Annotated in this window: 16 protein-coding genes; 12 read left to right on the plus strand and 4 right to left on the minus strand. The window is 64.5% G+C overall.

Annotated elements, in window-relative coordinates:
- The first annotated feature begins 7 nt into the window (after positions 1-7).
- The 4 genes from ACP2YO_RS23580 to ACP2YO_RS23595 all read left to right on the plus strand — a co-directional run bounded on the left by ACP2YO_RS23580 (position 8) and on the right by ACP2YO_RS23595 (position 4,106).
- Positions 8-184 carry a hypothetical protein gene (locus ACP2YO_RS23580; protein WP_426442949.1) on the plus strand — a complete coding sequence of 59 codons (177 nt, stop codon included), beginning with the start codon at positions 8-10 and terminating at the stop codon, positions 182-184.
- Positions 184-1,605, plus strand: a complete 1,422-nt coding sequence (lpdA, locus tag ACP2YO_RS23585; RefSeq protein WP_426442950.1) for a dihydrolipoyl dehydrogenase — start codon at positions 184-186, stop codon at positions 1,603-1,605. The genes ACP2YO_RS23580 and lpdA overlap by 1 nt, the downstream gene beginning before the upstream one ends.
- 213 nt (positions 1,606-1,818) lie before the next feature.
- Complete coding sequence (locus tag ACP2YO_RS23590; protein WP_426442951.1) at positions 1,819-3,060, plus strand: threonine synthase; 1,242 nt, start codon at positions 1,819-1,821, stop codon at positions 3,058-3,060.
- A gap of 77 nt (positions 3,061-3,137) precedes the next feature.
- The gene (locus tag ACP2YO_RS23595; protein WP_426442952.1) at positions 3,138-4,106 is read left to right on the plus strand and encodes a tripartite tricarboxylate transporter substrate binding protein BugD; all 969 of its coding nucleotides are present in this window, start codon (positions 3,138-3,140) and stop codon (positions 4,104-4,106) included.
- Positions 4,107-4,158: 52 nt separating this feature from the next.
- Here ACP2YO_RS23595 and ACP2YO_RS23600 read toward each other — a convergent pair whose 3' ends face one another.
- Positions 4,159-6,396: a transglycosylase SLT domain-containing protein gene (locus tag ACP2YO_RS23600; protein WP_426442953.1), complete on the minus strand. Its 2,238-nt coding sequence runs from the start codon at positions 6,394-6,396 to the stop codon at positions 4,159-4,161.
- Between the two features lie 249 nt (positions 6,397-6,645).
- On the opposite strand from ACP2YO_RS23600, the gene ACP2YO_RS23605 reads away from it, so the two are divergent.
- From ACP2YO_RS23605 to ACP2YO_RS23625, 5 genes are all read left to right on the plus strand, one after another.
- Positions 6,646-7,497 carry an SMP-30/gluconolactonase/LRE family protein gene (locus ACP2YO_RS23605; protein ID WP_426442954.1) on the plus strand — a complete coding sequence of 284 codons (852 nt, stop codon included), beginning with the start codon at positions 6,646-6,648 and terminating at the stop codon, positions 7,495-7,497.
- Between the two features lie 878 nt (positions 7,498-8,375).
- Positions 8,376-10,112 carry a dihydroxy-acid dehydratase gene (ilvD, locus tag ACP2YO_RS23610; RefSeq protein WP_426442955.1) on the plus strand — a complete coding sequence of 579 codons (1,737 nt, stop codon included), beginning with the start codon at positions 8,376-8,378 and terminating at the stop codon, positions 10,110-10,112.
- The gene (locus ACP2YO_RS23615; RefSeq protein WP_426442956.1) at positions 10,099-10,920 is read left to right on the plus strand and encodes a tetratricopeptide repeat protein; all 822 of its coding nucleotides are present in this window, start codon (positions 10,099-10,101) and stop codon (positions 10,918-10,920) included. Before ilvD ends, ACP2YO_RS23615 begins: the two co-directional genes overlap by 14 nt.
- A gap of 97 nt (positions 10,921-11,017) precedes the next feature.
- Positions 11,018-11,785 (plus strand): SDR family oxidoreductase, encoded by a 768-nt coding sequence (locus tag ACP2YO_RS23620; protein WP_426442957.1) that lies wholly within the window; start codon positions 11,018-11,020, stop codon positions 11,783-11,785.
- Between the two features lie 40 nt (positions 11,786-11,825).
- Entirely contained in the window at positions 11,826-12,857 is a 1,032-nt protein-coding gene (locus tag ACP2YO_RS23625) for an L-idonate 5-dehydrogenase (RefSeq protein WP_426442958.1), read from the plus strand.
- A 6-nt stretch (positions 12,858-12,863) separates the two neighbouring features.
- On the opposite strand, the gene xth is transcribed toward ACP2YO_RS23625, so the two are convergent.
- The 3 genes from xth to erpA form a co-directional block, all read right to left on the minus strand.
- Positions 12,864-13,661 carry an exodeoxyribonuclease III gene (gene xth, locus ACP2YO_RS23630; protein ID WP_426442959.1) on the minus strand — a complete coding sequence of 266 codons (798 nt, stop codon included), beginning with the start codon at positions 13,659-13,661 and terminating at the stop codon, positions 12,864-12,866.
- 128 nt (positions 13,662-13,789) lie between these two features.
- On the minus strand, positions 13,790-14,215 hold the full coding sequence (locus ACP2YO_RS23635; RefSeq protein ID WP_426442960.1) for a GNAT family N-acetyltransferase: 426 nt from the start codon (positions 14,213-14,215) through the stop codon (positions 13,790-13,792).
- 56 nt (positions 14,216-14,271) lie between these two features.
- Positions 14,272-14,601: an iron-sulfur cluster insertion protein ErpA gene (gene erpA, locus ACP2YO_RS23640; RefSeq protein ID WP_426442961.1), complete on the minus strand. Its 330-nt coding sequence runs from the start codon at positions 14,599-14,601 to the stop codon at positions 14,272-14,274.
- 108 nt (positions 14,602-14,709) lie between these two features.
- On the opposite strand from erpA, the gene ACP2YO_RS23645 reads away from it, so the two are divergent.
- From ACP2YO_RS23645 to ACP2YO_RS23655, 3 genes are all read left to right on the plus strand, one after another.
- The gene (locus ACP2YO_RS23645; protein WP_426442962.1) at positions 14,710-15,918 is read left to right on the plus strand and encodes a deoxyguanosinetriphosphate triphosphohydrolase; all 1,209 of its coding nucleotides are present in this window, start codon (positions 14,710-14,712) and stop codon (positions 15,916-15,918) included.
- 9 nt (positions 15,919-15,927) lie between these two features.
- Positions 15,928-17,724 (plus strand): arginine--tRNA ligase, encoded by a 1,797-nt coding sequence (gene argS / locus ACP2YO_RS23650; protein ID WP_426442963.1) that lies wholly within the window; start codon positions 15,928-15,930, stop codon positions 17,722-17,724.
- Positions 17,725-17,841: 117 nt separating this feature from the next.
- Positions 17,842-19,329: an SPOR domain-containing protein gene (locus ACP2YO_RS23655; RefSeq protein ID WP_426442964.1), complete on the plus strand. Its 1,488-nt coding sequence runs from the start codon at positions 17,842-17,844 to the stop codon at positions 19,327-19,329.
- Positions 19,330-19,356: the final 27 nt, after the last annotated feature.

The raw sequence follows: 19,356 nt of genomic DNA on the forward strand, positions 1-19,356 counted from the left end.
AGCCGCCATGTACGTGATGTCAGGTCCGTACGTCTTGCTCGCCATTATCGCGATTGCTTCGATTGTTGCTGTTCACCGTGACCTCGTATCCACGACCCAGTTCAGGATCATGATCATCGGCGCGGGCGTGCTCGCGCTGGTGTGGACCGCAGTGCTGGGCGGAAATTGGTTGGAGCTTAGATAATGGCCGACACATCCTTTGACGTCATCATCATCGGCTCCGGCCCCGGCGGCTACGTCACCGCGATCCGCGCGGCGCAGCTCGGGTTCAAGACCGCGATCGTCGAGAAATCCTATCTCGGCGGCATCTGCCTGAACTGGGGCTGCATCCCGACCAAGGCGCTGCTGCGCTCGGCGGAAATCTACCACTACATGCAACACGCCAAGGATTACGGGTTGTCGGCGGACAACGTCGCCTTCGATGCTAAGGCGGTGGTGCAGCGCTCGCGCGGAGTGTCGAAGCGCCTCAATGACGGCGTCGGCTTCCTGATGAAGAAGAACAAGGTGACGGTGATCTGGGGCGACGCCACGATCGACGCGCCCGGCAAGGTCACGGTGAAGAAGTCCGCGGTCGAAGCACCAAAGGGCGCAAGCGGCGAGGGCACCTACGAGGCAAAACACATCATTGTCGCGACGGGCGCGCGGCCGCGCGCGCTGCCCGGGCTGGAGCCCGACAAGAAGCTGGTCTGGACCTATTTCGAGGCGATGGTGCCGGAGCGGATGCCGAAGTCGCTGCTGGTGGTCGGCTCGGGCGCGATCGGCATCGAGTTCGCGTCGTTCTTCCACACCATGGGATCGGACGTCACCGTGGTCGAAGTGCTGGCGCAGATCCTGCCGGTCGAGGACGCGGAGATCGCCGGCCTTGCGCGAAAACGCTTCGAGAAGCAGGGCATCAAGATCCGGACGTCGACCAAGGTGACGAAGCTCGAGAAGAAGTCCGACTGCGTGGTCGCGACCATCGACGACGGCAAGGGCAAGCCGGAGACGGTCGAGTTCGAGCGCGTGATCTCCGCGGTCGGCGTGGTCGGCAACATCGAGAATCTCGGACTTGAGAAGCTCGGTGTGAAGACCGACCGCGGCTGCATCGTGATCGACGGCCACGGCAAGACCAACATTCCTGGCATCTATGCGATCGGCGACGTTGCCGGACCGCCGATGCTGGCGCACAAGGCCGAGCACGAGGGCGTGATCTGCATCGAGGCGATCAAGGGCCTGCATCCGCACGCGATGGACAAGCTGCTGATTCCAGGCTGCACCTACTGCAATCCGCAGGTCGCCTCCGTCGGCCTCACCGAAACCAAAGCCAAAGAGGGTGGCCGCGAGATCCGCGTCGGCCGCTTCCCGTTCGTCGGCAATGGCAAGGCGATCGCGCTCGGCGAGGACCAGGGCCTCGTCAAGGTGGTGTTCGACAAGAAGACCGGGCAGCTGCTGGGCGCGCACATGATCGGCGCCGAGGTCACCGAACTGATCCAGGGCTATGTCGTCGCGATGAACCTGGAGACCACGGAGGAGGAATTGATGCACACCGTGTTCCCGCATCCCACGCTGTCGGAGATGATGAAGGAAGCGGTGCTGGATGCGTACGGGCGGGTGCTGAATATCTGACGCTCGGAAGCGTCGCAGCAGTAGCTCCGTCATCCTGAGGCGCTCACGTAGCGAGCCTCGAAGGATGCACGGCCGAGATCAAGCAGTGGGGCTCGTCGCCCTTCGAGGGCCGCTGAAGAAGCGGTCACCTCCAGCGACAAAGGCGAAGCCTTTGCGCGGGGGTGACGGGTCTCACAGCGTACAGTTCACAACGAACAAGAAAGACCAGAGCTCGTGAAAGACAACGACAATCTCACCATCGAACGCCAGACCTTCGTCACCCATCTCGAATGCGCGATGGAGGGGGATCATTATCCTGCCGACGAGGTGCACAACCTGTCCAAGGCCGGCAAGCCGCTGCTGGTGCGCTACGATCTCACCGGTGTGAAGCAGGCGCTGACCAAGGACGCGCTGGCTCGGCGGCCCGCTGACATGTGGCGCTATCGCGAGCTGCTGCCGGTGCGCAAATGCCAGGACATCGTCAGCCTCGGCGAGGTCACCACGCCGCTGGTCCGGTTGCCGAAGCTTTCGCGCAAACTCGGCGGCGGCGAGATTATCGTGAAAGATGAGGGGCGGCTGCCGACCGCCTCGTTCAAGGCGCGCGGCCTCGTGATGGCGGTGTCGATGGGCAAGGCGCTCGGCATCAAGCACATGGCGATGCCGACCAACGGCAATGCCGGCGCCGCGCTCGCGGCTTATGCCACTTCATGCGGCATCAAGACCACGATCTTCTGCCCGGCCGATACGCCCGAGGTCAATGTCAGCGAGATCGAGCTGCAGGGCGCGACGGTCTATCGCGTCAACGGCTATATCGACGATTGCGGCAAGATCGTCGGCGAGGGCAAGGCAAAAGTCGGCTGGTTCGATACCTCGACGTTGAAGGAGCCGTACCGGATCGAGGGCAAGAAGACGATGGGCCTCGAACTCGCCGAGCAGCTCGGCTGGGAGGTGCCCGACGTGATCTTCTATCCAACCGGCGGCGGCACCGGCCTGATCGGCATGTGGAAGGCGTTCGACGAGCTCGAGAAGATCGGCTTCATCGGCTCAAAGCGACCGCGCATGGTCGCTGTGCAGGCCTCCGGCTGCGCGCCGATGGTGCGGGCCTATGAGGCCGGCACCGAGCATGCGACGCGCTGGGAAGACGCTCACACCATTGCGTCGGGCATCCGCGTGCCGCAGGCGATCGGTGATTTCCTGATCCTGCGTGCGGTGCGCGAGAGCAAGGGATTTGCCATCGCGGTCGACGACGACAAGATTTCGGCGGCGCTCAACGAGGTCGCGCGCGAGGAGGGGCTGCTGCTGTGTCCCGAGGGCGCGGCGACCTATGCCGCCTACAAGGAGAGCCTGGCCGATGGCCGCGTGACGAAGAACGAGCGCGTGATGCTGTTCAACTGCGCGAGTGGGCTGAAATACCCGCTGCCGCCGGTCACGCGCACGCTCGATCGTCACAAGCCGATCGACTATTCGCAGTTCTGACGCATCATCCGAAGGGCCATCTTGTTGCAAGGTGGCCCTTCAAAAATAATAGCACAAGAAAATTGAGGGAGGGCGTGATGCGGAAGCTCGTTCTGGCCGTGTTGGCGGTGTTGGCGTTCACGGCTGCGAGCTCAGCAGAGACCTATCCGGCGCATCCCATCACCATTATCGTGCCGTTCGCCGCCGGCGGCCCGTCGGATGCGGTGGCACGGATCCTCGGCGAGCGGATGAAGCAGTCGCTCGGCGAGGTGCTGCTGATCGAGAACGTCACGGGGGCTGCCGGCTCGATCGGTGTCGGCCGCGCCGTGCGCGCGAAACCGGACGGCTACACCATCTCGTTCGGCCATCTCGGCACCCACGTCGCGAACGGCGCGATCTACAAGCTCGGCTACAATCTGGTCGACGATCTCGAGCCGGTGGTGCTGCTGCCGAGCAATCCGATGATCATCGTCAGCAAGAATGCCGTGCCGGCGAAATCGCTGAAGGAACTCCTGGCGTGGCTGAAATCGCGCCCCGAGCCCCCGACCGCGGGCACCGCCGGCGCAGGCTCCGGCAGCCACATCGCCGGGCTGTATTTTGAGAATGTCTCGGGCATCAAGCTGCAATACGTGCCGTATCGCGGCACCGGGCCGGCGCTGAACGATCTCGTCGCCGGCCAGATCGACATCATCATCGACCAGACCTCGAACTCGATCAATCAGGTCCGTGGCGGCAATATCCGCGCCTATGCCGTGACAGATTCCAAGCGGGTCGAGACAGCCCCTGAGATCCCGACCGTCGACGAGGCCGGCCTGCCCGGCTTTCACATGACGCTGTGGTCGGGCCTCTGGGTACCCAAGGGCACGCCGAAGCAGATCGTGGCAAAGCTCAACGCCGCGGCGGTCGAGGCGATGAACGATCCGGCCGTGATCAAGCAGCTCGAAAATCTGGGCTTGCAGATGCCGCCCAAGGACCAGCTCACGCCGGAAGCGCTCGGCGCCTGGCAAAAGGCGGAAATTGCAAAGTGGTGGCCGATGATCAAGGCCGCGAATGTGAAGGTGGATTGAGCCTTCTACGTCGTCCCGGCGAAAGCGGGGACGACGCCTTATTGCGGCGGCCTTACTGCCCCGGCGCCGCGTTCGTTTCATGCGTGACGACGCGCTGATCGTTCTTCGCCACCAATGCGGTGTCGCTGCCCTCGAACCGCGCGCGGTAGACCGCGAAATTCTCCATCACGCGCTGGACGTAGTTGCGCGTCTCCGACAGCGGAATCCGTTCCACCCAGTCGACCGGATCGACCTTGGGATCGCGCGGGTCGCCATAGGCCTTGATCCAGTCGCGGACGCGGCCGCGGCCGGCGTTGTAGCCGGCGAAGGTCATGATGGAGCAGCCATGATATTCCGACAGCAGCGCGCTGATCTCGGCCGCGCCCATCTGGGTGTTGTAGACGGGATCGGAGACCATCTTGTCCCAGTCGTAGCTGACGCCGAAGCGCTTTGCGGTATCGCGGCCGGCTTCCGGCGTCACCTGCATCAGGCCGACGGCATTGGCGGATGATTTGTCGCGCTGATCGAATGCGCTTTCGGTGCGTGCGATCGAATACGTCATGCTGCGCCCGATATCGGGTGCGATCGGGCTGTGCTTCGGGATGCCGATGATCGGGAAGGCGTAGTGGTCGAAGGCAAAGCCGCGCGCCAGCGCGGCCTTGCCGATCTGCAGCATGGTGCGGGCGTCGTTGCGGCGGCCGGTGAGTTCGCCGAGCGCTTCCAGCATGCCGACATCGGAGCTTTCCTCGGCGAGGTCGGAGGCGAAATAGAGCGCGACGTCGGGTTCGCCGATCTCATAGAGCATGTCGGCGGCGCGCACGCGCTCGTCGGTGGCCGCGCTGCCGGCGATCGCGGCCGGCGACGGCGGATGCAGGTCGATGCCGTCACGCCCGAGTTTTGCGAGCGCGAGCTGACCGTAATAGGCGGTCGGATAGCGCGCGGCGGCCTCGTAGTCGGCCCGCATCGCCACGGGGTTGCCGAGCGCCTCGGCAGCCCGGCCACGCCAATAGGCGGCGCGCGACAGCACGGTCGGATTGGTCTGGCCTTCGTCGATCCGCGCGAAATGCGCCGCGGCGGTCTTGGCATCGTTGAGATAGCGCAGCGCGATCCATCCGTTCATGAAGTGCAGGTCGGAGCGATAATAGGGATTGTCGGGCAGTGCGGCCGGGCTGACCACGTCATAGGCGGCCTGGTAATTGCCCTGGTCGAGCAGCTTGCGGGAGAGCAGGCGCCGTTCGCGCCACCATTGGTCGGTGTCCTGCTGCGCCATGGTCTCCGGCGCGGCCGCGATCGTCACGCGGGCCGCGTCATCTATCCTGTTCTGCGCCGTCAGCCACTGGATGCGGCACAGCGTGTAGCCGAGGTCGCGGCGCGCGTCAGCCGGGACGTCGTCGAGCGCGCCCTCGGCCTTGCTGGATTGCCCGCGGACGGCGCCGCAGGCCTTCACGATCGCCAGTTCGTCGCTGCCGAGCAGCTTGGCGGCGCGCCTGGCGCCCGCGAGGTCCTTGGCGCCGATCCGCCGGTCCATGCGCGCGCGATGATCGTCGCGGGTCAGCAGGTCCTTGAACGCGTCATAGGCGTCGCTCTCGGTGCGATCGGACAGTTCCTCCGATCGCCAGGCCTCGCGGACCAGCCGGGTGGCGCCGTCGCGGTCGCCTTCGGCAAGCCATACGCGGGCGAGCGCGAATTTGCCCTTGGCACTGATCGGTTGATCGAGGGTGAAGCCGTGTACCGTGGCGGCGTCGCTGCGCTCCTGCCACAGCCGCGCCTCGGCCCGCCGGCGCAGCATCGTGACGCTCGGCCAGTCCGGATTGGCCGCAATGAACGCGGCGTAGCGGCTGAAATTCGCCTGCGACTCGGAGTGACGCAGCAGGTACCATTCGACGAGCTTGCGGCCGACCGGATCGGTGATCCCGGCCTGAATCTCGGTCGCTTCACTGGTCTTGCCCTTGCGCACGGCGAGGAACGCGTCCCTGATCGTGGCGAGATCGCCTGTGAGTTGCGGGCCTGCGGCTTTTTCGGGAGCAGATGCCTTGTCGGATTCGGTGGATTTGGACGGCGCGGATTTGGCTTTTGCGGAGTTGTGTTCGTCGCCGCCGTGTTTGCCATGCCGACGCTTGCCGGATGCGGCATCGTGCGTCGCCTTCTGGCGAGCTGCCTTGACGCCAGTTGCCTTGGCGCCGGTTACCTTCTTGTCGGTCGCGTGCGCGGCCTTGGCTTGATGATGTGCCTTCGCCGTCGCCTGGACCGGAAGGAGCGCAAGCGCGGCTACCGTGGCGAAGCACGCCAGCGGACGTAAGCAATGGTTCATTCCCTGGTCCCCCCTGCGAAACCATCAGGCACAAACAAATCGCAACATACGCGGCACAACGGGCCGCAAATTATCACACCCTTGATTCGCAACCGTTAAGGCGGCGCAACTTGACAGGGAAAAGACGGCGAAATGTGGAACAGAGGGTGTGGAACTCGTGGGAACTCGAAGTTCCCCGACGGGGCCGGCTGACCGTATGACCTCATCCGGGGGTGTTCCGAGCCCATTTCTTATGGTGAGGTGGCCGTAATGAGGGAGCCCCAGCTGAAAACCATCCTGGATGGCGGCCGCTATTTCGAGGCGCCGCGCTGGCACAATGGGCGGCTCTGGTTCGTCGACTGCATGGCGCGGACGCTGCTCAGCATCGACCTCTCGGGTGAGGTGCGGGAGCATGCCGCGATCCCCGACGACACGCCATGCGGCCTCGGCGTGCTGCCTGACGGCGACATCGTGGTGCTGACCATGTTCAGGAAGCGGCTGCTGCGATTTGCCGCCGAAAAACTCTCGCTCTACGCCGACCTCTCACGGCTAGCCACCGGCACCATCGACGACATGATCATCGACGGGCAGGGGCGTACCTATGTCGGCGATCTCGGTTTCGACCTGCCGCCGCCCGAGGGCCGCGGCGCGGTCGGCCGGATCATCCTGGTGATGCCGGATGGTGGCGCCCGCGTCGTTGCCGAAGGTCTGCGCTTTCCCAACGGCATTGCCGTCTCGTCCGATCACAGCCGGCTGGTCGTCGCTGAAATGGATGGCGCGTGCCTCGCCGACTACGACATTGCGGCCGATGGCGGCCTGCGCTTCCGCGGACGGCTGGGCCGCATGAACGACCCCGACGGTATCTGCCTCGATCGTGACGGCGCCGTGTGGGTCGCATCCTTCACCGAGGACGCCTTCATCCGGATCGGCCGCGATGGCGCGGAGCGTGAGCGGATCGCCGTGCCCGGCCGCCGCGCACTGGCCTGTGCGCTCGGCGGCGCGGACAAGCAAACGCTGTTCTGCCTCAGCGCTGAGACCTCGTATGCGGAACTGCGGAAAGGCAAGTCGGTCTCGCGGATCGACGTGGTCGAGGTCGCGGCGCCGGGAGATGGGTATCCGTGAGTGCGCAATCGGTGTCCCGTCGGCGGGTGGGAGACGCGCTCCTCGTCGGGCTCGACAGACGATCAGACACAGCGCTGCCGCCGATGAACTCCGGTCATTCAATCCCGATCAGGAGAAAGCTCATTGAGTGCACTGTCGCCGCAATTTTTACTTTCTTACAAGTGTAGGCCAATCTGGGATAGCAACCCAACCCTCGCGCCGTAAAGTCTCGACGTACCTATGATCAAGAACGGCGGCCACCTCAAAATCATCCTCGTCTTGAAACAGCAGAACCTTGTCTCCAACCTTTAGGTTTAGGTCGCCGATCTTTTCCTCGAAGTCCGCATTGCCATACTTCAGATTCCAACAATAGCCATCCTTGGATGTCGCGTTGACGTCTCTCGCTGGTGACGGCGACAAAAGAGCCCAGTCTCACCGGGGAGAGCACGTATAAGCCGTAACCCATCGCGCAGGGAAAGCCGGGTTGTTTCCGGTTACACCTGTGGTCCTACCCCGGTGCTTTTTGTTGCACCGGGCCCATGGGTGCAATCGGCACCCGGCTTTCCCTGTGCCCTCTGTCCAATCGGAGGGTACCATCGACTTACAACTCGGACGAGTTTCGTTGCGGGACTACAATTTGCTGTCCTCGTTCTGTCAGGGTTCCGTCAGGTTCCCATAAGGTCCGGTAATAGATGGTTGCGCCGCAGCCACGGTTGTTGCGTTCAAGCAACATCTTCTGAACATTTAACCTTATACGCAGCCGGTTCGTACCCGCGCCGCTTTTTAGCCACACCCCTCCGTGAAACCATGTTCAAAGCTGAATGAGCCAGCGCTCATCACGTCGGGAGACCTTTGAGGCTTCCCGGCGTTGAGTGAGAGACAGCTGGGGCAGGGTTGCGATGGACGCCAAGACGAACATCAAGACGAACATCAAGGGCAGACTGCCGAGCCGTCACGTGACGGAGGGCCCCGAACGCGCCCCGCATCGCTCCTATCTCTATGCCATGGGGCTGACGACAGCCCAGATTCATCAACCCTTTGTCGGCGTTGCTTCATGCTGGAATGAAGCCGCGCCCTGCAACATCTCGCTGATGCGCCAGGCGCAGGCGGTGAAGAAGGGCGTCGCCTCGGCCGGCGGCACCCCGCGCGAATTCTGCACCATCACCGTCACCGACGGCATCGCCATGGGCCATGACGGCATGCGCTCGTCGCTGCCGTCGCGCGAATGCATCGCCAATTCGGTCGAACTGACCGTTCGCGGCCACTCCTATGACGCGCTGGTGGGATTGGCCGGCTGCGATAAATCGCTGCCCGGCATGATGATGGCCATGGTCCGGCTCAACGTGCCTTCGGTCTTCATCTATGGCGGCTCGATCCTGCCCGGCAACTTCCGCGGGCAACCGGTCACCGTCCAGGACATGTTCGAGGCAGTCGGCAAGCACTCGGTCGGCGCCATGTCGGACGAGGACCTCGACGAGATCGAGCGGGTGGCGTGCCCCTCGGCCGGCGCCTGCGGCGCGCAGTTCACTGCCAACACCATGGCGACCGTCTCCGAGGCGATTGGCCTCGCGCTGCCGTATTCTGCCGGGGCACCGGCGCCCTACGAGATCCGCGACGCCTTCTGCTCCGCCGCCGGCGAGAAGGTGATGGAGCTGATCGCCAAAAACATCCGGCCGCGCGACATCGTGACGTTGAAATCTCTGGAGAATGCGGCCGCGGTGGTTGCAGCCTCAGGTGGTTCGACCAATGCTGCACTGCACCTTCCGGCCATTGCGCACGAGTGCGGAATTAAATTCAATTTGTTCGATGTTGCGGAAATCTTCAAAAAAACTCCTTACGTCGCGGATTTGAAGCCGGGCGGCCGTTATGTCGCCAAAGACATGTTCGAGGTTGGCGGCATTCCGCTGTTGATGAAGACGCTGCTCGACAATGGCCACCTGCACGGGGATTGCTTAACCGTCACGGGCCGAACGATCGCTGAAAACCTCAAAGGCGTGAAATGGAATCCGCACCAGGACGTGGTGCGGCCTGCCGACAGGCCGATCACCATTACAGGTGGAGTTGTCGGGCTGAAGGGTAATCTCGCTCCGGAGGGTGCGATCGTGAAGGTCGCGGGTATGTCCAATCTGAAGTTCACCGGCCCGGCCCGGTGCTTCGACCGCGAGGAAGACGCCTTCGAGGCCGTCCAGAAGCGCACCTACAAGGAAGGCGAGGTCATCGTCATCCGCTACGAGGGTCCCAAGGGCGGCCCGGGCATGCGGGAAATGCTGTCGACCACGGCGGCGCTGACCGGGCAGGGCATGGGCGGCAAGATCGCCTTGATCACGGATGGCCGGTTCTCCGGCGCTACCCGCGGCTTCTGCATCGGCCATGTCGGGCCGGAGGCGGCCGTGGGCGGGCCGATCGCCCTGTTGCAGGATGGCGACATCATCGAGATCGACGCCGACACCGGTGTTCTTAACGTAAAATTGAGCGACGCCGAGCTCGCAAATCGTAAGACCAAATGGGCCCCTCGCGCGACCAACCATACATCTGGTGCGCTGTGGAAATACGCCGAGCAAGTGGGGCCGGCGGTCGATGGTGCAGTGACCCACCCGGGTGGCGCGTACGAGAAACAGTGTTATGCGGACGTATAAGCGTACGATATTGGCGTTTGCGTTAGCGGCCATTCCGGTCGCGGGACCCGGATTCGGTTTCGACGGAGCCCCGGTCAATCCCCAGGACACAGCGCTTCCCGTGGTTGCACCGCTGCCCGGTGCCGCAGCCCTGAAGCGGGCCGCAACCCCTGTCACGCCGACGGATTTGTCGAATTCCAGCGTCATGTCGCTGGCCGAGAGCGGCCACCCCGTCGCGCAGTGGAAGCTCGGCAAGATGTACGCCGAGGGCGATGGCGTCGCCCAGGACGACATGCGTGCGTTCGAGTATTTCAGCCGGATTGCCAACGCGCATGCCGAGGACTCGCCGTCGGCGCCGCAGGCCTCGATCGTGGCCAATGCCTTCGTGGCGCTCGGCCGCTACTATCTGAACGGCATCCCCAATTCCAAGATCAAGCCGGACACCGAGCGCGCCAGGGAGATGTTCTCCTACGCTGCCTCCTATTTCGGCAACGCCGACGCCCAGTACGATCTGGCCCGGCTATACCTGAAGACGCCGGACGCTTCGCGGGACGATTTCCGCTACGGCGCGCGTTGGCTTGGCCTCGCCGCGCAGAAGGGCCAGCACCAGGCGCAGGCACTGCTCGGCCAGATGCTGTTCAACGGCGACCGCCTGCCGCCGCAGCGGGCGCGCGGCCTGATGTGGCTGGCCCTGGCGCGCGACAGCGCCTCGGCCGACGAGGCCTGGATCAAGGACAGCTATAACCGGGCGATGGCCAAGGCCTCCGAGGACGACCGCGCGATGGCGTTGCAGATGCTCGAGCACTGGGTGCAGGGCCGTCGCGATTAATCCGCCGGCGCGACGACCACCGTGCCGTCAATCCTGCTCATAGCCATAGACCTCCAGCAGCATGAAGATCGCAGCGCGCAGCCCGCTTGAGGACCTCATGAGCACCGCTTTGTTCGATCTGTCCGGCCGCACCGCGCTCGTGACCGGCTCCTCCCGCGGCCTCGGCCGCGCCATCGCCGAAGGCATGGCGAAGGCCGGCGCGCGACTGATCATCAATGGGGTCGACCCTGCCCGGGTGGAGAGTGCCGTCGCCGAGTTCCGCGCCGCGGGGCACAAGGCTGAAGGCGCAGCCTTCGACGTCACCGACGAACCGGCCATCATCGGCGCCTTCGAGCGCTTCGACCGCGATGGCATCGATGTCGACATCCTCGTCAACAACGCCGGCATCCAGCGCCGCAAGCCGCTGGTCGAATTCACGACCGATGAGTGGCGCAAGGTGATCGAGACCAATCTCACCAGCGCGTTCGTCATCGGACGCGAGGCGGCGAAGCGAATGATCCCGCGCAAGCGCGGCAAGATCATCAATATCGGCTCGCTCGGCAGCGAATTGGCGCGGCCAACCATTGCGCCCTACACGGCGGCGAAGGGCGGCATTCGCAACCTGACGCGCGCGATGGCGGTCGAGTGGGCGGTGAGCGGCATTCAGGCCAATGCGATCGGACCGGGCTACATGCTGACCGACATGAACGAGGCGCTGATGTCCAACCCCGAGTTCAACAACTGGCTGATGTCACGGATCCCGTCGAAGCGCTGGGGCAAGCCGGATGAGTTGGTCGGCGCCGCGATCTTCCTCGCGTCCGAAGCCTCCAACTACGTGAACGGACAGATCATCTATGTCGACGGCGGCATGCTGGCGGCGATGTGATCGCGGCGATCCGGCCGGACTTCAATCGAGTGAATAGCCCATGCGCGCCGTCGTCATCCACGCTTCCCACGATCTGCGGATCGACAGTTTTGAGAACCCCGAGCCGGCGCCGCATCAGGTGCGCGTCAGGATCGCAGCCGGCGGCATCTGCGGCTCCGACCTGCATTACTACCATCACGGCGGCTTCGGCACGGTGCGGATCCGAGAGCCGATGGCGCTGGGGCACGAGATTTCCGGAACGATCGCCGATGTCGGCACCGGTGCGTCCCACCTCCGCGCCGGCATGCGGGTCGCGGTCAATCCGAGCTTGCCGTGTGGGCAGTGTTCGTATTGCCGGGAAGGCATGCGCAACCAGTGCACGGACATGCGCTTCCTCGGCAGTGCGATGCGCTTTCCTCACGTGCAGGGTGGCTTCCGCGAATTTGTGACCGTCGATACGTCACAGGCGATTCCGATCGCGGACCGCCTGTCGTTGGCGGAGGCTGCGATGGCCGAGCCGTTTGCCGTCTGTCTTCATGCCGGCCGCCAGGCCGGCAGCCTGCTCGGCAAGCGCGTGCTGGTGACGGGCTGCGGGCCGATCGGGGCGCTGATGGTGGTGGTCGCGCGCTATGGCGGCGCGTCGGAGATCGTCGCGACCGACATCGCTGAGGCGCCGCTTGCGATTGCCCGGAAGCTCGGGGCGACGTTGGCGATCAACAGCGCCACGGACGCTGCCGCGCTCGAACCGTACAAAGCCGGCAAGGGACAGCTCGACGTGCTGTTCGAAGCCTCCGGCAATCAGGCGGCGCTGCGGTCGGCGCTCGACGTGCTGCGGCCTGGTGCGGTGATCGTCCAGGTCGGGCTCGGCGGAGAGGTGACGCTGCCGATCAACACCATCGTCGCCAAGGAGCTGCAGCTCCGCGGCACGTTCCGGTTCGATGCGGAATTCGAGCTGGCGCTGCGGCTGATGGGCGAGGGGTTGGTCGATCTGAAGCCGCTCGTCTCGGCGTCGGTCCCATTCGAATCGGCGGTCGATGCGTTCGAACTCGCCAGCGACCGCTCACGCTCCATGAAGGTGCAGTTGACGTTCTAACCGGCGTCACGCCGTTTCGAAATCGAGATCGGCCCAGACCGGAACGTGGTCGGACGGCTTCTCCCAGGCGCGGACATAGCTGTCGATGCCGACATCGATCAGCCGGTCGCTGGCCTGCGGGGACATCAGCAGGTGATCGATCCGGATGCCCCAGTTCTTCTGCCAGGCGCCGGCCTGATAGTCCCAGAACGTGTACTGGCCGGGCTCGTCGTTGACCGCACGCAGCGCGTCGGTCAGGCCGAGGCCGAGCAGCGACTGGAAGGCTTCCCGGGTGGCGGGGCGGAACAGGGCATCGTCCGTCCATGCGGCCGGATTGTAGACGTCCCGAGCCGCTGGAATAACGTTGAAGTCGCCAGCCAGGATCAGCGGCTCCTCGGTCTTAAGCCGCTCCTTCGAGTACTCAAGAAGCCGCGACATCCATTTGAGTTTGTATGGATATTTGTCGGTATTCGCCGGGTTACCATTGGGCAGATAAAGGCAGGCGACCCTGACCACGCCCTGTTTCAGCGTGACGACACCCTCCAGGAATCGGGCGTGGGCGTCCTCGTCATCGCCGGCCAGACCGGACTTGGTCTCGTCGAACGGCAGCTTCGACAGCAGCGCGACGCCGTTGAAGGTCTTCTGGCCGTGGGTGACGACGTTGTAGCCGAGGGCCTCGATTTCGAGGCGGGGAAACGCCTCGTCGACGCATTTGATCTCCTGCAGGCAGACGATGTCCGGGGAGCATTCTTTCAGCCAGCTCACGAGATGTTCGATCCGCTGGCGGATCGAATTGACGTTCCATGTCGCTACCCGAACTGCCATCGGAAGTCCTCTATTTGTGTGGGTTTTCTGCATTGGCTGTCAGCCCGTAGCCACTGCGATACCCCCAACGTGGAGGGGTTCACAACACGTCATTGCGGGTCGCGCCCGTTCATCGACAAGCGTCTCGCTTAGACCAAGCGTTTCCGCATTTCGATGTGCGGGATGCCGGCCTCCTCAAATTCCTCGCCGACCCGCTCGAACCCAACACGCGCGTAGAACGGCTCAGCGTGCGTCTGCGCGTTGAGGATCAGTTCCCGGTACCCGAGTTCGGCCGCCTTGGCCATCAGGGCGTCCAGCACACGAGCCCCCAAGCCCGTGCCGCGCGCGGCCTTGAGCACCGCCATTCGGCCGATATGGCCGTCGGGCAACAACCGGCCCGTGGCCACGGGCCCGCCGTCGCTGGTGAACGCCAGCGCGTGCCAGCTCGACGCGTCCATGTCGTCCCACTCCAGTTCCACCGGCACGCTCTGCTCTTCGACGAAGACGCTGTAGCGAATGGCGCGGGAGCGCTCGCGCGCTTCTTCCCAGCTGCAGACAAGAACGGAGGCAGACATGTGTCTCGGCCGTAAAGCTTCCTCGAAGCTCGAACGGAACGCTGAAAGGAGAAGGCCTAGATCGAGAAGCTGGTGCCGCAGCCGCAGGATGCGGTGGCGTTCGGATTGACGACGCGGAACGAGGCGCCGATCAAATCGTCGACGAAGTCGACTTCCGAGCCCGCCAGGAACGGCACCGAGGCAGGGTCGATCAGCACCACGGCCGTGTCGCGCTCGATCACGAGGTCGTCATCGGCCTGGGTGCGTTCGACATCGAACTTGTACTGGAAGCCGGAGCAGCCACCGCCCTCGACAGAAATGCGCAGCTTGGCGCCGTCGCCTTCCTTGCTGAGGATTTGCCCGATGCGGCGGGCAGCCCGTTCGCTGACGGTGATGGCAGCAGTCATGGTCAGTCTCCGGTGGAGGCGCGTCATACCCAATTCATTTGGTAGGCCGCGTCAGACATAGTTAAGTGCGTCAGGCCATAGAATCAAATGGATAAGGACTAAAATACCGTGTCGGTCGGAATGGCTGCCCCCCGCGCGCCCTATGCCTGCGACCCCGATCGCAGCCGGGGCCGGCTGTTCGCAGAGCCGCCGAGCCGGACCCGCAGCCCGTTCCGGCGCGACTGCGACCGCGTGATCCATTCCACCGCGTTCCGCCGCCTCAAGCACAAGACCCAGGTCTTCATCTTCCACGAGGGCGACCACTACCGCACCCGGTTGACCCATTCGCTGGAGGTGGCGCAGATCGCCCGCGCGCTGGCCCGGCAGCTCGGGCTCGACGAGGACCTGACCGAAACGCTCGCTTTGGCACACGATCTCGGCCATCCGCCGTTCGGCCACGCCGGGGAGCGGGCGCTCGATCAATGCCTGAAAGACCATGGCGGCTTCGACCACAATGCGCAGACGTTGCGGGTCGTGACCTCGCTGGAGCATCGCTATCCCGAGTTCGGCGGGCTGAACCTGACCTGGGAATCGCTCGAGGGCATCGTCAAGCACAATGGTCCCCTGACCGCGCGCAGCGGTGAGCCGGTCGGGCGTTATCTTGAAACCGGCATTCCGGTCGGGATCGCCGACTACGACAAGACTTACGACCTGGAGCTCTGGAGCTACGCCTCGCTCGAGGCGCAGGTCGCGGCGTTCGCCGACGACATCGCCTATGACGCCCACGACATCGACGACGGCCTGCGCGCCGGCCTGTTCGCCGTCGACGACCTCAAGGAAATGCCGCTGACATCAGAGATCATCGGCGAGATCGACCGGCATTATCCCGGGCTCGATGAGGTAAGGCGGGGCGCCGAACTCGTGCGCGAGCTGATTTCGCACTTCATCGGTGCGGTGCTCGCGGAGGCGAGCACGCGCCTCGCTGCCGCCGAGCCCCAGTCCGCCCACGACGTGCGCCATCACCACGCGCCGCTGATCGCGTTTCCGTCGGACGTGGCGGAGGAGGAGGCGGCGATCAAGGCGTTCCTGTACCGGCGGATGTATCGTCATCACCGGGTGATGCAGGTCATGGGGGAGGCGGAACAGGTGGTGCGCGACCTGTTCGAGCGTTACCGGCAATCGCTGGCCGACCTTCCGGGGGAATGGATCGAGGGCACCGCGCAGGAGACCGAGGGCGCGCGGAGCAGGCGGATCGGCAATTTCATCGCCGGAATGACCGACCGTTTCGCCCTGATCGAGCACCAGAGGCTTTTTGACTCGACCCCGGATTTGCGTTAGGCGGCGACCATGGCCGATACCACTGCTTCACCACATCTTTTCGCCGACGTGCTGGCGCGCGTGCACGCCATTTGTGCCGCTGTCGCAGCCGAGGACAACTGGCCTGCCGGTATCGATCTGGCGCGTGTCGTGGTCGAGCCGCCGCGCGATGCCAGCCATGGCGACATGGCGACCAACGCCGCGATGGTGCTCGCCAAGGACGCCAAGGCCAAGCCGCGCGAGCTCGCCGACAAGATCGCGGAGCGGCTGCGCGCCGATGCGCTGGTTGCGTCAGTGGATGTCGCCGGACCCGGGTTCATCAACCTGACGCTGAAGCCGCAGGTCTGGGCCGACGCGTTGCGCGCCGTGCTCGCCGCCGGTGCGGCCTACGGGCAAAGCGGCATCGGCGGGGACGAGAAGGTCAATGTCGAATACGTCTCGGCCAATCCGACCGGACCAATGCATGTCGGGCATTGCCGCGGTGCAGTGTTCGGCGATGCGCTGTGCAGCCTGCTGCAATTCGCGGGCTTCCACGTCTGCCGTGAATATTACATCAACGACGCCGGCGCCCAGGTCGACGTGCTCGCGCGCTCGGCCTTCCTGCGCTACCGCGAGGCGCTCGGTGAGGACATCGGCGCGATCCCGGAAGGGCTCTATCCGGGCGACTATCTGAAGCCGGTTGGAGAAGCGCTGGCGAAAGAATACGGCGACAAGCTGCTGACGTTGTCGGAAGCCGCGTGGCTGCCGATCGTGCGCGACAAGGCAATCGCGGACATGATGGAGATGATCAAGGGCGATCTCGCCGCGCTCAACATCCATCACGATGTGTTCTTCTCCGAGCGGTCGCTGATCACGTCAGGCAACAACAAGGTTGCCGAGACCATCGATTTCCTGCGCGCCAAGGGCGACATCTACGAGGGGCGCCTGCCGCCGCCGAAGGGCAAGCCGGTCGAGGATTACGAGGACCGCGAGCAGTGGCTGTTCCGCGCCACGGCTTACGGCGACGACGTCGATCGTCCGCTGATCAAGTCGGACGGCTCCTATACCTATTTCGCCTCCGACATCGCCAATCACAGGAACAAGTTTGAGCGTGGCTTCACCAATCTGATCGACGTGTTCGGCGCCGATCACGGCGGCTACGTCAAGCGGATGCAGGCGGCGGTGAAGGCCGTGACCGCGGGCAAGGCGACGCTCGACGTCAAGATCGTGCAGCTCGTAAAACTGTTGCGCGACGGCGAGCCGGTGAAGATGTCAAAACGCTCCGGCGAATTCGTCACCCTGCGCGAGGTGGTCGACGAGGTCGGTTCCGACGCGGTCAGGTTCATGATGCTGTTCCGCAAGAACGACGCGGTGCTCGATTTCGACCTCGCCAAGGTGATCGAGCAGTCCAAGGACAACGCCGTCTTCTACGTTCAGTACGGTCATGCCCGCGGCCATTCGATCTTCCGCAATGCGCGCGAGGAGGCGGTTCCGGATCTGCCGGAGGCCGATGATGCCCGGCTGGCCTACCTGCGGAATGCCGCCGTGGACCGGCTGACCGACCCGGCCGAGCTACAGCTGTTAAAGCAGTTGGCGCTCTATCCGCGGCTGGTCGAGGCGGCGGCGGTGGCACATGAGCCCCACCGAATCGCTTTTTATCTGTATGATTTGGCCAGTGAATTTCACGCGCTTTGGACCAAGGGGCGCGATTCGCCCTATTTACGCTTCATTATCAATAATGATGCAGAGATCACGAGGGCGCGACTGGCAATGGTTCAGGGCGTCGTCTCGGTTCTGGCATCGGGCTTAGGTGTACTAGGCGTCCAGGCTCCAACCGAGATGCGGTAGGCAGGGGCATTTGGCTCTCACGAGTGGGGATTCGTGGGGGCATCTGGCAGGGGCCAATTCGTTTGTACCGGCTGTACCGGCGATTTGGCGCTGTCCCTAAGGGGATGCATCATTACGATGGCTGATCGATATCAGGACCGACCTTTTCCCTCCGCAGATGACTACGATCGTGGTTATCCGGATGCGGCTTCCAGGGCCGAGACCGATCCGCTGGCCGAATTGGCCCGGCTGATCGGTCAGACCGACGCGTTCGGCACGGCTAACAAGCCGCCGCCGCACCCGCTGCAGTCGCGCGCCAATGTTCGGGCGCAGCCTCAGTCGCCGGTGGACGACGAAGATGCGCCGCCCGCGGGGCCGCCGCCCTGGATGCAGCGCGCGCGTCGGGAAGCTGCTCCGCCGCCGCAAATGGACTATGAAGAGCCCCAGCCGGAGCCGGATTTCCAGCCGAGCGCTGTGCATCCGCTGCACCGCTACGCGCCCCCGCAGGCTGCGCCTGCGCCCGAGCCTGTCCAGAGTTACGAGCCGGTCCAGACCTATCAGCCGGTTGAGACCTATCAGCAGGAGCCGCAGTACCAGACTGCCGACCACGACGCCGACCCGTCGCGCTACGACGATGCGTTGTACGGCCAGTTGGAAGCCAGCGAGCAGGACCTCCAGCGCGACCCGGCCTATCCCGACGATCCCTATGCCTATCAGGGCTATGAGGACGAGCCCGAACCGCGCCGGCGCTCGAACGGCTTGATGACGGTTGCCGCGGTGCTGGCACTTGCGGTGGTCGGGACCGGTGGTGCGTTCGCGTACCGCACCTATGTCGGCTCGCCCCGCAGCGGCGATCCGCCGATCATCAAGGCCGACAACACCCCGACCAAGGTGATCCCGGCTCAGGCCGACGCACCGGCCAAGACGCCGGACCGGATGGCCGCGGGCGATGGCACCGAGAAGATCGTGTCGCGCGAGGAGGCCCCTGTCGACGTCAATGCCAAGGCTGCTGGACCGCGCGTGGTGTTCCCGCCGCTGAACGCAAACGCGAACCCGCCGCCGGTCGCGAGCGTCGCGCCGGCCGCGCCGCCTCCGCTGGTAAATGCCAACGGGACGCTGGCGAACAGTGAGCCGCGCAAGATCCGGACCCTGTCCGTCAAGGGCGATACGCCCGATGGTTCGCCCGCGGCGGCCGCGGCACCTGCACCGGGCAGGCCGGGGACAAAGCCTCCGGTCTCGCGCGGCAACCCGTCATCGGCCAATGCGAGCGCCAACGCTCCGTTGTCACTTGCTCCTGGCGGCCAGCCTGATCAAGCTCCGGCCGCGCCGCCGACCCGGATCGCGTCGACGTCGACCGCTTCGGTCAGCAGCGGCGGCGGTGGATACCTGGTTCAGGTGTCCTCGCAGAAGAACGAGGCTGACGCCCAGGCGTCGTACCGGGCGCTGCAGGGCAAGTTCCCGGGCGTGCTCGGGTCGCGCTCTCCGGTGATCAAGCGGGCCGATCTCGGAGAGAAGGGCGTTTATTACCGCGCCATGGTCGGGCCGTTCGGCTCGCCGGATGAGGCGTCGCAGTTCTGCGGCAGCCTGAAATCTGCCGGCGGACAGTGCGTCGTCCAAAGGAATTAACGGCGGTTTCCTTGACCCGTGAGCGCC

This window comes from Bradyrhizobium genosp. P (assembly GCF_049949265.1).
GTDB lineage: Bacteria > Pseudomonadota > Alphaproteobacteria > Rhizobiales > Xanthobacteraceae > Bradyrhizobium.